Here is a 15,696-nt window from a genome sequence, read left to right as displayed (position 1 = left end):
TCATTTTAAAAAGTCCATATTTTTGTTTATTTTTGATCGCATGAATTTATATGATCTTTTTGTAAAGCCCTATGAGAGCTACGATTTCTTACAAATCATGCTGGAAACATCAGGTGCTATTTTCGGAACTTTGAGCGTATATTTTTCCATTAAGAAAAATATATGGGTATATCCTACCGGAATTATTTCAACCCTGATCTATGTATATATTCTTTTCAATTTTGGTTTACTGGGAGATTGCCTCATCAATGTTTACTATACAATAATGAGTGTCTATGGCTGGATTTTATGGGCAAAAAACTCTGAAGATCATATACACGTAGATGTCACCTGGGCAACAAAGAAAGAATGGTTTTATGCAAGTATTCTTTTCGTTCTCAGCTTAGCATTGGTTACACTTATTTACTACTATAAACCTTATATAGATAATAAATTTTCCATGGAAGGTACAAATCTTGGATTATATCATTTAGATTGGGCAAATTGGATGGATGTTTTTACAACTTCAATTTTTTTAGTAGGAATGTGGTTTATGGCGAAACAGCGCATAGAGAACTGGATTTTCTGGATTATCGGAGATTTTATTTGTATACCAATGATGATTTTTAAGGGTCTTGGAATCACTTCGGTTCAATATTTGGTATTTACTATAATGGCTATCTTAGGATACCTTAGTTGGAAAAAAAGTTTTAAAGAAAAAAAAGTACAATAAAGTCATGAAAAATTTATTAAAAATAGCAGTTAGTATCTTTGCTATTAGCACATTAACATCTTGTATGGCATATACAGACGGATATGGTAGTAATGGAGGTTATGGATATGGAGACCCATATTATAACAACGGATATTACTACGCCCCTTCCGGATATTATGGAAATGGAGGATATTGGGGTAATGACGGCTATTATTATAGGAACAATATTAATTACTACTATGATAATGGTATGCCTTACTATTATGACAATTATAATAACTCCAGAAGAAAAGTATACGTAGAAAGAAGAAATACAACTACGACACAAAGACCGAACAACGGTTTCAGAAACGGAGGTTCATATAATAATGGTAATGGTTATAATAACAGAAATACCAATAACGGAAATAACGGGTTCAGAAACTCTAATGGAAACCAAAATAATCAGGGTAACCAGAACAACAACGGATTCAGAAACTCAAACAGTAATAGATACCAGAATAACCAAGGTAACCAGAACAACAGCGGATTCAGAAATCAAAGTTCAGGAAACAGCTCCAATAACAACAGTTTTGAAAACAGAACATTGAATATGGGCGGAGGTTTCAGAAGCTCGGGAAGCACAAACACCAGCACCCCTGCAAGATCAGAATCTTCGAGTGGCGGCTTCAGGAACAGCTCAAGCAGCCAAAGCAGCTCTGACACTTCAAACAAACAAGGCGGAAGAGGCTTTAGATAAAACGATTATAAATAAGGAAACGAACAGCTAACACTGTTCGTTTTTCATTTTAAATATATTAATTTTGCTTCTTCATTTTAGACAAAAAATTATGGAATTTTATAAATATCAGGGAACCGGAAATGATTTTGTAATGGTAGACAACCGAGATCTTCAGTTTCCAAAAGACAAAAATATTATTGAAAAACTATGTGACAGACGTTTCGGAATAGGTGCAGACGGACTTATTCTTCTTGAAAACGATCCTGATTATGACTTCAAAATGGTATATTATAATTCTGATGGCGGTGAGAGTACAATGTGCGGAAACGGAGGAAGATGTCTTGTTGCTTTTGCTTTTTTCCTTGACGTTTTTGAAGATAAATGTAAGTTCATTGCAATAGATGGAGAACATGAGGCTGAAATCCATAATGGTATCATTAAATTAAAAATGATAGATGTAGACACTATTTCTCAAGACGGCAATGATACAGTTATGAATACAGGCTCTCCTCATTATGTAAAATATGTGGAAAATATTGAAGATTACGATGTTTATACTCAAGGATACGGAATCAGAAATTCTGAAAATTATAAAGAAAAAGGCATCAATGTAAATTTTGTAGAAAAAATTTCCGACAATGAGATATTTGTAAGAACCTATGAACGAGGCGTTGAGGATGAAACTTACAGTTGTGGAACCGGAGTTACAGCTTCTGCTTTAACTTTTCTTCAAAAACACAATCTAACTTCCGTAAAAGTTAAAACTTTAGGAGGCAATCTTAAGGTATATGCTGAAAAAAGCGGTGAATCTTTCTGCAATATATGGCTGGAAGGTCCTGCAAAGCAAGTTTTTAAAGGTAAGGTAGATATTCTTTAAGATCAAAAAAACTTTTAATCAACATTATTTAAGAATGAAAAAAGCTATTCTCATTATCATTCTGCTGGTTTTTGTAGTCGCAGGATTTTTTGGTTTGAGATTTTATAATAAATATTTTGGAAACAATGTAGAAAAGGATGGGTATATCCTGATCCCTCATAAGGCAAATTTTAATCAAATCCTTGACTCTATTGCTCCTTATATTAAAAACCGTGAATCTTTTGAAGCTGTAGCTAAAGATAAAGGTCTTCAAGCGAATTTTAAAGCAGGACGTTATCATGTTCAAAGCGGAAAAGGAAATACCGATCTGGTTAATATGATTAAAGCTGGTAATCAAACGGCAAATTCTTTCAGAATCGGAGATTTTGGCGATATGTACCAGATGATTGGTAAAGTAACCAAAAAAACAGAATTGGATTCTTTACATTTTGTAAATGATCTGGATATTATAGCACAAGAGAAAGGTTATAAAAATATTGAAGATTTAAAGAAGTATTTTTTCATTGATACTTATAATTTCTTCTGGACCGTAAGTCCGAGAGAGTTTTTTGCCAAGTTTGAAGATCAGTATAATGATTTCTGGACTAGTGAAAGAAAAAATAAAGAACAGCAGTCTGGTCTTACAAGAGAACAGATTTACGCTCTTGCATCTATTGTTTATAAAGAATCAGGAGGCAAGAAAGATGAAATGAAAACCATTGCTGGATTATATTTAAACCGTTACAGAAAAGGAATGAAACTTCAATCTGATCCTACGGTAATCTATGCCATCAATAAAGAAACAAATTTTAAAGAATCTATTAAAAGAGTATTCTATAAACACCTTTCTACTCCATCTCCATACAATACGTATGCAAATGCAGGAATTCCTCCGGGACCTATTTGTGTGGTAGATAAAAATTCTGTGGATGCTGTTTTAAATGCGGAAAACAACAATTATATATTTATGTGTGCTGATCCTGCAAGATTCGGATACCATAAGTTTACAGCAAGTGCTGAGGAACATGCTGTAAATGCAAAAGCATATCAGGACTGGCTTAACTCAAAAAATATAAAATAAGCGTAGCAGACACCTAAAGTTTTATACAGTTAGAAAAACAATAAATTGATCATAATATTTTGAAGCTCAAATTGATATGGATATTCAAAATATTAAGGGTTATACTTTCACGATTTTATACAAAAAAATAACCTATGAAGAATAAGACAGAAATTGTCAATATTTTTACACGAAAAGCACTAGGACTTACTTTTGTACTCTCTGCAGCAGCATTAGCTTTTGCACAGGATAAGGCAGGAGTTTCAGGGATTATTGTCAATAAGAAAAATCAGCCTGTTCCTTATGCCTCTGTAACTTTCAGTAATAAAGCCAACAAATCATTAAGTGATGCTGTATTGACCGATGAAAAAGGTTTGTACCAATTACAGCTTGCTCCCGGTGAATATGACATTACAGTAGAAGCTATTGATTACAAAAAGAGTGTGATCAGTAAAAATATTGCAGGTCCCGGCAACATTGGAGCATTATCTATAGAAGCTGAGGGAACTTCTACCTTAAATGGGAAAACAACAGAATTGCAAGGGGTTGTGATTACTGCTACAGCAACTAAACCTTATAAAGTAGAGCTTGATAAAAAAACTTATGATCCATCACAGGATATTGTAAGTAAAGGAGGAAGCTTACAGGATGTTTTAACGAATGTACCGTCAGTTTCTGTGGATACGGATGGAACCGTTTCAATGAGAGGAAGTACCAATGTAAAATTCCTTATTAACGGCAAACCTTCTTCCCTTCTGGGTATAGATGACGGAGCTAATGCTTTACAAAGTATTCCTGCTGATCAGATTGAAAGAATTGAAGTGATCACCAATCCTTCTTCAAAATTTGAAGCAAGCGGAACTTCAGGGATTTTAAATATTATTCTGAAAAAGAGTAAAAAGGTAGGATTTAATGGTAGCGTGGTAGGTACTTTAGGATATTTCCCACGAACATCATTGAATGCTAATTTGAGCTGGAGAAAAAATAACTGGACCTGGTTTGTAAACGGTGGTGGTGGTTACACTGAAAATAAGACGAAAAATAATGCTGAAACGACATACCACACTTTAAATTTCCCGAAAATTGATTCAATTAAAGGAACTCCAAACGTCCCTGTTCATCAGTATCAAAATTCTATTAATAAGACTTATAACAAAAACTACAATCTAAGTGCAGGTTTTGTATACGATCTTTCTGAAAAAACTTCCATCAATTTAACAGGATTGGTAAGAACTTTCGAAGGAGACGGAAATGAGCTTGTGAATACTTACGACAGTTTTTATAAATATACAGGCAATTCTTCAAATCCATGGAGTCTTTTGAATCCATATACATTAAGAGATTCTAAAACAACTTTCAATAACCTTGCATTTCAGGGAGATGTAGGTTTGGATCATAAATTTGATGATAACGGACAAAACCTTTCCTTATCATTAAGCTTACAAAGAAACAGAAGCAACAATAATGCGGATATTCTTGAAAGTGTAGATGGCATTGCTTCTGTACAGGATATTACGAGAAGACATTCGGTAAGTAAAACCATAATCGGAAAAGCTGACTATGAATTACCATTAGGAGAAAAATCTAAGCTAGAAGCAGGTTATAGATTAGATGTTAATGACAATACTTATGATAATTTAGTAAACAGTACCTCTAATAATCCTTTGATTTCGAATTATAATAACAATACTGATTACAGAGAAATGTTCAACGCATTCTATGTTCAGTTCAGAAGTAAAATCGGAAATTTTGGGTACCAATTAGGATTAAGAGATGAGGTTTCAAATGTGAAAATCAATTATATCAATCAAAATCCGGAAACTCCCCCGATTAATAAAACAAAGAATTACAACAATTTATTTCCAAGTGTATTCTTAAGTTATGATGTATCGAAAAATAACCAGATTTTAGTTAACTACTCTCGTAGAATAGACAGACCAAGATCATTCTTTATGGTTCCTTTCCCGAACTATACCAATAACCAGAATATTTTCGAGGGTAATATCGACCTGAATCCGTCTTATGTAGATTCTTATGAAGTAGGTTATAACATCACAAGAAAGAAATTTACCATTAACCCTACTTTATATTACAGACACGCAACGGATGATACTAAAATGCTTGTCTACAGACCTGACGAACGTGAAAGAGTATTTTATACAAAGCCTGAAAATTTAGGTAATGACGACCGTTATGGTTTAGATTTAAACTTTACTTATGATCCTTTCGCATGGTTCAAAATTATGGGAAGTGTAGACCTTTTCGGATATAAAACAACCGGTATTGCAAGTTATGTTACAAAAGATGTTGATGGAGTTAATCAAACTCGTTATCTGGATTTTACAGGAAGTGGTTTCTCTACCAGATTACGTCTTAATACAACTTTCAGACTTGATAAAACATTAAGTGTACAGCTTCAAGGGTTCTACAGAGGAGGACAAAAGACAGCAAGCCAGGACAGAAAAGATATGTATGCTTTAAACTTTGGAGCATCAAAGACAATCTGGAAGGGAGACGGAACAATTTCATTCAATATCCAGGATATCTTTAATACAAGAGGTATGGAGGTATACAACTACAGTAATGATTATACACGTAGCAGCTTTATGCAATGGCAGCCAAGACAGTTTTCTATTTCTTTAACCTATAGATTTAAACAAGGGGAGAAAATAGAGCAGCCTAAGAGAAAAAAGGATATCAATTCTAATGAAAATAAAGACGACCAGCAAGGTCCGATGTAATACAAAAAAACCCGAAATTAAAATTTCGGGTTTTTTATTTTTTTTATTTTACATTTTCAGTTCTTTCCGCCTTTGCTTTTTCAGCTTCATAGATTCGTTTTCTCAAATCGCTGGTAGAAAATCTGTGATCTCTTTTGTTGTAAAAGATTTCAATTCCTTTTTCTTCACAGTATTGTTTACCGGTAAAGTCTCTGTCTAAATAATCATCCCCAATAATTCTAACATCAATTACAAAAGATTTTAAGACATCCAATAAGTCTTCTTCTGTATAATAAGGAACGATTTCATCTACGGCATTTACAGCCTTTAACTGAATATATCGTTCAACGATGGTCTGACTCGGCTTGTTCTTGCCTGGACGATCATGGGATGGGTCAATCTGAAGTCCTACTATTAAATAATCACATACAGTTTTAGCCTCTTCAAGCATTTTAATGTGCCCTGCATGCAATAAGTCAAATGAGGAAAATGTAATCCCTATTCTTTGTGTTTTCATATTAATTTTAAATTAAAACTTCGCCGAAATAAACGTTCTTTTAAAAGGATAAAAGACTGGTGATTCGGGGAAGATGTTTCGTAATTCTTGTTTATAATCTTTTTTAAATTGTTCTTTTAAATCCTCAGGAAGCTTCTCTATGTAAGGAAGCATTGCTGTTCCGGATGCCCAAGTAAATACAGCTTCTGCATCTTCAAGAACATGAGGAAATACTTTCTCATAAACGGTAATTTCCCGTCCTTTATTGTCAAATAATATTCTGGCGTACTCTTCTATAGTTAAAACGGTATATTCTCTTTCCCAAGAATTATAAGCTGTCTTATAAGGTTCAGTTCCTGCAATCTTTCTAAGAAGCTGATGTACTACATACTCATGATTAGATGGAATTTGCACTGCAAGCTGTCCACCTTCTTTGATCTTACTGATAATTCTTGGAAAAAGTTCTTTATGATTACGGCACCATTGAATTGCCGCATTAGAAATAATCAGATCATAAGTATCACCAAGATGAAGTTGTTCTTCAATACTTCTTTTTTCAAAGGTAAGCCTGCTTGTCACAAACTGAGCTGCTTTTTCAAGCATTTCTTCCGAAGAATCTATTCCCAGCACCTTGGAATCTTCCAGATAGTCTAAAAGTTTAGAGGTTAGTTCTCCTGTTCCGCACCCAAGATCTATAACGGATATTCCTGTTCTTGATTCAACAAGTTTTAGTAAATCTAAGAAAGGAGCTGAGCGCTCTTCTTTAAACTGGTCATATACTTCCGGATTCCAAGCCATAATATTATTGTTCTATGAATTTCTGGATTCTAAATATTTCTGCCACTCCCAAACAGTTCTCAAGGATTCTTCAAGAGAAGTTTCAGATTTCCAATTGAGTTCTTTTTCTGCTTTAGAAGGATCTGCATAAGCAATTGTAATATCTCCCTCTCTTCTATCACAAATCTGATAGGATACTTCTACTCCATTTGCATTTTCAAATGCTTTCACAACTTCTAAAACAGAAGATCCTTTACCTGTTCCCAAATTATAGGTATCAATCAAAGCTTCATTAGATTCGTTATTTATCAATTTTTTCAAAGCTGCAACGTGAGCTTTTGCCAAATCAACAACATAAATATAATCACGAACCGCCGTTCCATCTTCTGTCGGATAATCATTCCCCCAAATACTTAGTTTTTCACGAATTCCGGCAGCTGTCTGCATAACATAAGGAACTAAGTTATTAGGAATACCAATTGGTAACTCTCCAAGCTTAGCAGATGGATGAGCTCCGATCGGGTTGAAATATCTTAACAGGGAAATTTTTCTGTTATAAGCCTTCGCAAAATCAATAAGAATTTCTTCACCCATTTGTTTTGTCTTACCATAAACACTCTCAGGCATTTTCAACGGTGTATTTTCATCAATAGGCATTACATCTGCCTGACCGTATACTGTACATGATGAACTGAAAATAAAGTTAGAAATTCCTCTTTCTTTAAATTCCTGAAGGATGTTGATCAAAGAAAACAAATTGTTTTCATAATATTCTATAGGTTTCACCTGGCTTTCCCCCACCGCTTTGAATGCTGCAAAATTAATACAGCCATCAATCTGGTGCGCATCAAAAACCTGATTAAGTAATTCCTTACGTTTTAAATCAAAAGGATAAAAAACAGGCTTTTTGCCTGTAATTTCCTCAATATTTTTTAAAATAAACCTCTCCGAATTGGATAAATCATCTACAATAACAACTTCAAAGTCATTATTAAGAAGTTCTACAACGGTGTGAGAACCAATATATCCAAGTCCTCCGGTAACAAGTATTGCCATTTTATTTTTTAATCTTCGTGTTTTCCAATATCATCTATTTCGTTTTTTTCTATTTCTCTATGATTTAAATAAAAGATATAAAAAGAAACGAAAATGATAACTAATGTATTAAAAATAATTACAAAGTTATAATATGAATTGTTAATATAACTTTTAATTAAAGTATAATCTGCAAAACAAACTAAAATAAGGATTATCACTGCAAAAAGATTGAGAATAATCTGTGTATATTTTAATTTGCAAAAAAGAATTATTCCTGCAATTAAATTTAAAATTATATAAAGAGAGTATTTAAAAATATTTTCAGAAATACTCTCTTTGTAGTATTTAGAATAGGATAAGGAATTATAGGACATCACTGTATTGATTAAATAAAGTGAATAAATCCCTGCAATAAAAAGATGAAACCCTAAAAAGAATTTATACTTTTTACCTTTAAGAAAAAATTCCTTCATTCTTTTTATCCCATAAACTCAAGTACTGCATCCGTAATATACTTCAGCTGTTCTTCGTCTAATTCTGTATGCATCGGTAAAGAGATTACCTGATCCAAAAGCTTATCTGTATTCACAAAATCTGCATCATTACTATCCTGGAAATAAGCTTTCTGCTTTCTTAAGGCTACAGGATAATAGATCATAGCAGGAATTTCTTTTTCAGTAAGGAATTTCTGAAGTTCATTACGTTTTCCGTTCAGGATTCTTAAAGTATACTGGTGGAATACGTGAGTAGAGTTCTCAGATCTTTTTGGTGTTAAGATATTTTCATTTCCTGCAAAAGCTTCATCATAATAATCAGCTGCTTTTCTTCTTGCTTCATTATAAGTATCAAGGTGAGGCAGTTTTTTTCTTAAAACCGCTGCCTGAATACTATCCAAACGTGAGTTTACACCTACTTCATCATGATAATATCTTTCATACATCCCGTGGTTTACAATTCCTCTCAAACGGTGAGCAAGCTCGTCATTGTTTGTGAAAATAGCACCACCATCTCCATAGCATCCCAGGTTTTTTGAAGGGAAGAAAGATGTAGTTCCTACAGTTGCCATTGTTCCGGCATATTTTATAGTTCCGTCAGAGAATGTATATTCTGCACCTATTGCCTGTGCATTGTCTTCAATTACATATAAATTGTGTTCTTCAGCAATTTTCAGTATTTCTTCCATATTGGCACATTGTCCGAATAAGTGTACAGGAATAATTGCTTTTGTTCTTGGTGTAATTGCTTTTCTCAAATCTTCTGTTGAAATAGTAAATGTGTCATAATCCACATCTACCAATACAGATTTTAATTTCAGTAAATGAATTACTTCTACTGTTGCAGCGAAAGTAAAATCAGCAGTGATGACCTCATCACCTTCTTTCAGATCCAGCGCCATAAGGGCAATCTGTAATGCATCAGTACCATTTGCACATGGAATCACGTGTTTTACGTCTAAATAAGACTCCAATTCATTCTGGAAAGACTTTACTTCAGGACCGTTGATGAAAGCCGCGGAATCCATTACATTTAAAACTGCATTGTCTACATCATTCTTTATTTTGTAATACTGACTTTGCAAGTCAACCATCTGAATTTTTTTCATAAATAAATATTTTAAATATTTCTGTAAAAATAAGGATTTTAAAATCCTATCAAAAATTTTATTGATTTAGTTTTTATCTTTATAGAAAATAATTTCATGAAAAAAACTTTATTCTTTTGTTTCCTAGCAGGTTATTTTTATTCCTCTGCACAGAGTAAGCTTGTTTTTGTTCATTTTAAAGACAAACCTAATAAAGCTGCTTTTTTTACCAATCCACTCTCTGAACTTTCCCAGAAGTCCCTTAACAGACGAACTGCGCTGGGAATATCTCTCAATGATCAGGATGCTCCCATAGAACAAACCTATATTCAGAATCTCCAGAATCTGGGTTTCACAGTTACCGATTACTCCAAATGGCTGAATGGTGCTGCTGTGAATGCTACCCCAGCTCAAATAACTGTTTTACAAGAACAACCGTTTGTACTTTCTGTAGAAAATTTCGCCAAAAACAATTCACCCGAAACAAAAATAAAACCTGTTGATAAGTGGAAGACAAATACAGACTCCAACAATAAAATACTTACAAATTTTGACTATGGCGTTGGTACACCACAAATTGATCAGGTTAATATAAAGCCTCTTCACCTTGCAGGATACACAGGAACCGGAATTTCAATCGCTGTTATTGACAATGGATTTCCAACAGTAGATACAGGAAATGCTTTTTTAAGACTGAGAACGAACAATAAAATAAAAGCCGGTTATGATTTCGTCACCAAAACCGCAGATATTTACAATCCTTCTCTACATGCTCATGGAACTGTAGTGTTAGGAGCAATCGGAGGTTATCTTGAAAATACTTTTGTAGGTTCTGCACCGGACGCTGATTTTTACCTGTACCGCAGTGAAAACTTCGATTCAGAAATCCCTGAGGAAGAAATATACTGGATTGAAGCCGCTGAAGAAGCAGACAGAAAAGGTGTAGATATCATCACTACATCCCTGGGATACAACATTTTCGACAATCCACAATATAATTACACTTATGCTGACATGAACGGAAGCACGTCCTTCATTGCCAGAGGAGCCGGAATAGCCGCAGAAAAAGGAATTTTTGTTCTTGCCGCTGCCGGAAATTCAGGTGATAAACCATGGCATTATATTATGACTCCGGCAGATAATGATAAAGTTTTTTCAATCGGAGGTGTGGATTCTGCAGGAAATTCTTCGGTATTTTCTTCTTTCGGACCTAATTCCCTTGGTGTAATAAAACCAGATGGAAGCGCTCAGGGAACTGCAACAGTAACGGTTTTAGGCGACAACACATTTGTTACCAACGGGACTTCTCTTGCCACACCAATTGCTGCCGGAGGTGTTGCATGTCTCATTCAGGCATTTCCCACCATGAATCGTGACCAAATGAGAACAAGATTGAGGCAGACAGCATCGCTTTACCCCAATCATACAGATCAGATGGGATTTGGCATTCTTAATTTCGGAAGTCTTTACAACAATGTTTTGAACACTTCTGAAATAATAAAAAAACAAAAGTTCGTTTTGTTTCCGAATCCTGTTAAAAATATCCTGAATATAGCATCGGAACAAGAAGTCAAAACTATAGAGATTTATGATAATCTGGGAAGACTGATAAGAACAGAAAGTCACCAAAAATCAATAAAGGTGGATGATTTTGCAAAAGGTGTTTATTACCTTAAAATTAATTCTAAAGATCAGGTTTATTATGAAAAGTTTATAAAGGAGTAATTAATTTGTATTTCAAATAAAAAACGGGCTTTCAAGCCCGTTTTTATAATATATTTGTTCAGTATTAAGCAGAGTTTCTACTTGCATTAATGTTCCCGAACAATGATCTTGTCACTAATTTTTCATAAGCTTCTTTGTTTCCTTCTCCTTTTTGGATTTTCATTAAAGCATATTGCTGAATGCTCAATAAAGGAAGTACAATTTTCTCACGGATCTTAACCGATTTTCTTGATAACGGATCTTCTTCCTGAAGCATTTTGAACCCGGTAAGCTCCAGCATAATATCTTTTGAAAGCTCATATTCTTCGAAAAGCACATTCCAGAAAGCGCCGAACTTTGGGTTACTCTTGATATAATATGTTAAAGGAAAATACGATTTATTCATACTCATCATAGAATTCAAAACCAATGTTTTAAAGAAATCTGATCCTTTATAAAGTTCTCTCACTTCTTCAAATCTTCCCTGCTCTTTCATCTTCTGCATCGCATATCCGAAACCGAAAAATCCGGGTACGTTTTGCTTTAACTGTGACCATGATCCTACAAACGGAATTGCTCTTAAATCTTCAAACTTCAGTTCGCTGCCATTTCCTCTTTTGGACGGGCGGCTACCGATATTGGTTTTTCCGTAATATTCCAGCGTACTCATTTCCTGAAGATAAGGTACAAACATTGGATGTGCCTTCAGATCTGAGTATTTCTGATAACTGATATGGGCAAGCTCAATGATCAGTGCTCTTTCTTTTTCGGTAAGATCTTTTTTAGCATTCTTAAATACATCATTTTCCACTCCGGCTGTTAAAAGCTGTTCAAAATTGTATTTTGCCTGCTCTTTATTCCCGAAAATACTGGTAATCGTCTGTCCCTGAATGGTCAGTTCAATTTTATTATTAGCAATCGTTTTCCCCTGAGATGCATAGAAATCATGGGTTTTCCCTCCTCCTCTTGCCGGCGGACCTCCTCTACCATCAAAGAACACTACTTTTATATTGTTTTGCTCAGACAGTTTTGTCAGAACTTCTTTAGCTTTATAAATTTCCCAGTTTGCTTTCAGGTATCCACCATCTTTAGTTCCATCTGAGAATCCAAGCATAATCGTCTGCTGGTTTCCTCTTCTTTCAAGATGCTTTTTGTATACAGGGTTCTGATACAGCTCATTCATCACATTCTCTGCATTATCAAGACCTTCCATTGTTTCAAAAAGCGGAACGATATCCATATTGATCTCTTCATCCTTATATCCGCAGATTTTAAAGAAAGCATAGACGTTCATAACATCTTTTACAGCATCGGAATTGGAAATAATATAGCGGTTCATTCCTCTTAATCCATTCACCTTTTGAATATTGGAAACCTGGGAAACCGTCAGTAAAGTATCTTTTACAATGTCTTCAAAATCGTTCGCTTCTACAGGTTCTGAGATTTGAATAAGTTTATTGAACTTTTGTTCATAATCTGCTTCTTCATTTCCATACACTTTTGCAAAAACCTCATCAATTACTTTTTGGTGAATCCTGCTGTCCTGGCGAACATCCAATGTTGCAAAGTGAGTTCCAAAGATCTTTACACGATCTCTGAAGTTCACTAACAGATCCAGAAATAAAGAATTGTGTTCGTTGATCAATATTTTCTCTGCTTCATCTGTTTTCTTCAGAATATCTTCTGCTGTAATGCTTTTTCCATCAAAAATAGCAGCATACAATTCCTCACTCAGCTGTGTCAATACTTCCGAAACCCCTCTGAAGCTTAATCTTCTTCTGATAAATTTCAAATGGCTGTAATATGATTTCAGGATAGCAGAACGTAGTTCTTCAGCGACTCTTTTTGTGACATCAGCTGTTACAAAAGGATTTCCGTCTCTGTCTCCTCCAGGCCAGAAACCAAGCTGAATTATATCTTCATGCAGATGAAAATGTTCGTTTCCAAATGTCTTTTTAATTTTTGTAAACAACTCTCCGATGGTATCATAGTATACATATCTCAGATAGGAAATAATACTCAGTGCTTCGTCAATCGGGGTTGGTTTCTCTTTATTTACGAAAGGAGTTTTCCCCAGCTGTTGTAAAAGCGTATCGATCTGTGTCACGGAATCACTGGTAATTGCTCCCCTCAAATCTTGAATAATTCTCTGTACCGAACTTGGATAAAACTGTGTCGGGTGTGCGGTAAACACAACTTTCACACTGAAATCTTTTAGTTTTTCACGTACCTTTTCAATTTTATGGTCCTGATATGAACGTTCGAAGAGATTGGTGACTGTTCCACTGTCGCTTTCAGAATGAAGGTTCGGAAATGCCGCATCTTCAATACTGTCAAACAATACAACTTGTCTTTCTATATACTGGATGATCTTAAAAAGCAATTCAAGCTTCTGCTCTTCATTGTGAAGATCTGTATGGTTTTTAAAAAATTCTTCAATAATTTCCTCGGGTGTTTTTCCTGCTTCATAGCCGGTTCTGCTTTCTTCATACAAGAAAGGGAGTAACATCCCGATATTGGTCATTTTATCATAAGGCAGGCTCATAAATAATGAATTGTAGATCTGGAATTTATTCTCCACGATCTGCCTGAATTTTTCTGTGCGTTGGTCGTGTCTCATAGTAACAAATGTAAGTGATTTTGGAATTAGTTTGATTGACAAATGACAAAAAAATGAAAGATAATTTTCTCCTTTTTTGACTTGGTTTATCTTCAATAAAACATTTCGTAACTTTGATCTTTCAATGGATTCTTAAATATAAACATATCAGGGTCTGAAGTTGTATTAAGAATTATTCAAATTTCCTTCTATGGGCTATATCAGAGAATATTACGAGCAAATTGTCAAACTTCAGGAATCGGAATGGGAATTCATCGCAGGATATTTCCATCGAAAAACATATTCGAAAAACGAGATCATTACTCAACAGGGCGATACGGAAAACTATCTTTCGTTCATAGAATCCGGGTTGATAAGATTTTATATTCCTGATGATGAGTATGGATATACTTTCAACTTTAGTTTCGAAAAGGAATTTACCTGCGCTTATGATTCTTTTTTAACCCAAACACCGTCTGAATACGAAATGCAGGCGCTCACAGAAACTATTGTATGGCAAATTTCTTATGATAATCTGCAGAAAATTTACAATCAGACAAATGTGGGAAATCATCTGGGACGTTTTGCATCAGAAAAACTATTTTTAGCGAAAAGCAAAAGAGAACTTTCATTGCTTAAACTTACTGCCAAAGAAAGATACCTTAAATTGTTCTCCGAACAGCCTGAGCTTTTACAGCGTGTTCCTCTAAAATATATCGCCTCTTATATTGGAATTACTCCGCAAGCATTAAGCAGAATCCGTAGACATATTAATTAACATAAGTTCATTGTATATCTTTCCTCTTCTGCTGAACTTTGCAGAAAATATTTCAATGAACTTACCCATTATAGCATACGGAAATCGTATTTTGAAACAGAAATGCATCGAAGTACATCAAAACAGCCCTGAAATCCAGAAACTCATAGAGGATATGTGGGAAACAATGGAAAATTCTAATGGCTGTGGGCTTTCTTCTTCCCAAATTGGAAAACCTTTGCAGCTTTTTGTGGTTGATAGTGAAGTCACTTACAAAAACTTTAGTATTGAAGATCAGATTCTCTACTTTGAAAAAAATGACAAAGGAATTAAGGAAACCTTTATCAATGCAAAAATTATTAATGCTTCTGAGGAAACATGGGAAGATTATGAAGGCTGTTTAAGCATTCCTGGTTTGTCACAGAAAGTAAAAAGACCTTGGGAGATAACAATTGAATACTTCAACACAGATTTTATAAAACAAACAAAAACATTTACAGGTTTAACGGCGAGGATTATTCAGCATGAATACGATCACACACAGGGAATTTTATATATTGATCATTTAAAATCTTTGACAAGAAAATTAATAGAATCAAGACTGAAGAAGATTATTAATGGAAATATTTCCACGGGTTATCTTATGAAGTTTTCATAGACATTTACCTCATAAAAAATCATCGTAAATTTTC

The 15,696-nt window shown here is 34.3% G+C and carries 14 protein-coding genes; 8 read left to right on the top strand and 6 right to left on the bottom strand.

From position 1 onward, the window contains the following. Positions 1–40: 40 nt before the first annotated feature. From pnuC to BBI01_RS06990, 5 genes are all read left to right on the top strand, one after another. Positions 41–712: a nicotinamide riboside transporter PnuC gene (gene pnuC, locus BBI01_RS07010; protein ID WP_065393955.1), complete on the top strand. Its 672-nt coding sequence runs from the start codon at positions 41–43 to the stop codon at positions 710–712. 4 nt (positions 713–716) lie between these two features. After that, the gene (locus BBI01_RS07005; RefSeq protein WP_065393954.1) at positions 717–1,433 is read left to right on the top strand and encodes a hypothetical protein; all 717 of its coding nucleotides are present in this window, start codon (positions 717–719) and stop codon (positions 1,431–1,433) included. A 91-nt stretch (positions 1,434–1,524) separates the two neighbouring features. Next, positions 1,525–2,292 carry a diaminopimelate epimerase gene (gene dapF, locus BBI01_RS07000; protein WP_165602229.1) on the top strand — a complete coding sequence of 256 codons (768 nt, stop codon included), beginning with the start codon at positions 1,525–1,527 and terminating at the stop codon, positions 2,290–2,292. Positions 2,293–2,326: 34 nt separating this feature from the next. After that, positions 2,327–3,352 (top strand): endolytic transglycosylase MltG, encoded by a 1,026-nt coding sequence (gene mltG / locus BBI01_RS06995; RefSeq protein WP_065393953.1) that lies wholly within the window; start codon positions 2,327–2,329, stop codon positions 3,350–3,352. A 134-nt stretch (positions 3,353–3,486) separates the two neighbouring features. Then, positions 3,487–6,072 (top strand): TonB-dependent receptor domain-containing protein, encoded by a 2,586-nt coding sequence (locus BBI01_RS06990; RefSeq protein WP_065393952.1) that lies wholly within the window; start codon positions 3,487–3,489, stop codon positions 6,070–6,072. A 43-nt stretch (positions 6,073–6,115) separates the two neighbouring features. On the opposite strand, the gene BBI01_RS06985 is transcribed toward BBI01_RS06990, so the two are convergent. The 5 genes from BBI01_RS06985 to BBI01_RS06965 are packed head-to-tail and all read right to left on the bottom strand — an operon-like array spanning position 6,116 to position 9,965. After that, positions 6,116–6,568, bottom strand: coding sequence for an adenylyltransferase/cytidyltransferase family protein (locus BBI01_RS06985; RefSeq protein ID WP_065393951.1), 453 nt, complete (start codon positions 6,566–6,568; stop codon positions 6,116–6,118). Between the two features lie 12 nt (positions 6,569–6,580). Next, complete coding sequence (locus BBI01_RS06980; protein ID WP_065393950.1) at positions 6,581–7,345, bottom strand: methyltransferase domain-containing protein; 765 nt, start codon at positions 7,343–7,345, stop codon at positions 6,581–6,583. A 12-nt stretch (positions 7,346–7,357) separates the two neighbouring features. Beyond that, on the bottom strand, positions 7,358–8,380 hold the full coding sequence (gene galE, locus BBI01_RS06975) for a UDP-glucose 4-epimerase GalE (protein WP_065393949.1): 1,023 nt from the start codon (positions 8,378–8,380) through the stop codon (positions 7,358–7,360). An 8-nt stretch (positions 8,381–8,388) separates the two neighbouring features. Then, positions 8,389–8,835 (bottom strand): hypothetical protein, encoded by a 447-nt coding sequence (locus BBI01_RS23050; RefSeq protein WP_065393948.1) that lies wholly within the window; start codon positions 8,833–8,835, stop codon positions 8,389–8,391. 5 nt (positions 8,836–8,840) lie between these two features. Continuing rightward, positions 8,841–9,965 (bottom strand): DegT/DnrJ/EryC1/StrS family aminotransferase, encoded by a 1,125-nt coding sequence (locus tag BBI01_RS06965; protein ID WP_065393947.1) that lies wholly within the window; start codon positions 9,963–9,965, stop codon positions 8,841–8,843. Positions 9,966–10,061: 96 nt separating this feature from the next. Between BBI01_RS06965 and BBI01_RS06960 the strand changes: the two genes are divergently transcribed. Continuing rightward, a complete protein-coding gene (locus tag BBI01_RS06960; RefSeq protein WP_065393946.1) occupies positions 10,062–11,669 on the top strand; it encodes a S8/S53 family peptidase in 1,608 nt (535 codons plus the stop codon). 64 nt (positions 11,670–11,733) lie between these two features. Here BBI01_RS06960 and BBI01_RS06955 read toward each other — a convergent pair whose 3' ends face one another. Then, complete coding sequence (locus BBI01_RS06955; protein ID WP_065393945.1) at positions 11,734–14,268, bottom strand: phosphoenolpyruvate carboxylase; 2,535 nt, start codon at positions 14,266–14,268, stop codon at positions 11,734–11,736. 190 nt (positions 14,269–14,458) lie between these two features. Between BBI01_RS06955 and BBI01_RS06950 the strand changes: the two genes are divergently transcribed. Further along, on the top strand, positions 14,459–15,025 hold the full coding sequence (locus BBI01_RS06950) for a Crp/Fnr family transcriptional regulator (RefSeq protein WP_065393944.1): 567 nt from the start codon (positions 14,459–14,461) through the stop codon (positions 15,023–15,025). A 55-nt stretch (positions 15,026–15,080) separates the two neighbouring features. Beyond that, positions 15,081–15,662, top strand: coding sequence for a peptide deformylase (gene def / locus BBI01_RS06945; protein WP_065393943.1), 582 nt, complete (start codon positions 15,081–15,083; stop codon positions 15,660–15,662). The last annotated feature ends 34 nt before the right edge of the window (positions 15,663–15,696 follow it).

Source organism: Chryseobacterium artocarpi (assembly GCF_001684975.1).
Lineage (GTDB): Bacteria > Bacteroidota > Bacteroidia > Flavobacteriales > Weeksellaceae > Chryseobacterium > Chryseobacterium artocarpi.
This window is presented reverse-complemented; position numbering and strand designations above follow the sequence as displayed.

Bases quoted from the DNA above. Each gene is read 5' to 3' on its own strand.
- pnuC (WP_065393955.1), top strand. From the start codon at position 41: ATGAATTTATATGATCTTTTTGTAAAGCCCTATGAGAGCTACGATTTC.
- BBI01_RS07005 (WP_065393954.1), top strand. From the start codon at position 717: ATGAAAAATTTATTAAAAATAGCAGTTAGTATCTTTGCTATTAGCACA.
- dapF (WP_165602229.1), top strand. From the start codon at position 1,525: ATGGAATTTTATAAATATCAGGGAACCGGAAATGATTTTGTAATGGTA.
- mltG (WP_065393953.1), top strand. From the start codon at position 2,327: ATGAAAAAAGCTATTCTCATTATCATTCTGCTGGTTTTTGTAGTCGCA.
- BBI01_RS06990 (WP_065393952.1), top strand. From the start codon at position 3,487: ATGAAGAATAAGACAGAAATTGTCAATATTTTTACACGAAAAGCACTA.
- BBI01_RS06985 (WP_065393951.1), bottom strand. From the start codon at position 6,568: ATGAAAACACAAAGAATAGGGATTACATTTTCCTCATTTGACTTATTG.
- BBI01_RS06980 (WP_065393950.1), bottom strand. From the start codon at position 7,345: ATGGCTTGGAATCCGGAAGTATATGACCAGTTTAAAGAAGAGCGCTCA.
- galE (WP_065393949.1), bottom strand. From the start codon at position 8,380: ATGGCAATACTTGTTACCGGAGGACTTGGATATATTGGTTCTCACACC.
- BBI01_RS23050 (WP_065393948.1), bottom strand. From the start codon at position 8,835: ATGAAGGAATTTTTTCTTAAAGGTAAAAAGTATAAATTCTTTTTAGGG.
- BBI01_RS06965 (WP_065393947.1), bottom strand. From the start codon at position 9,965: ATGAAAAAAATTCAGATGGTTGACTTGCAAAGTCAGTATTACAAAATA.
- BBI01_RS06960 (WP_065393946.1), top strand. From the start codon at position 10,062: ATGAAAAAAACTTTATTCTTTTGTTTCCTAGCAGGTTATTTTTATTCC.
- BBI01_RS06955 (WP_065393945.1), bottom strand. From the start codon at position 14,268: ATGAGACACGACCAACGCACAGAAAAATTCAGGCAGATCGTGGAGAAT.
- BBI01_RS06950 (WP_065393944.1), top strand. From the start codon at position 14,459: ATGGGCTATATCAGAGAATATTACGAGCAAATTGTCAAACTTCAGGAA.
- def (WP_065393943.1), top strand. From the start codon at position 15,081: ATGAACTTACCCATTATAGCATACGGAAATCGTATTTTGAAACAGAAA.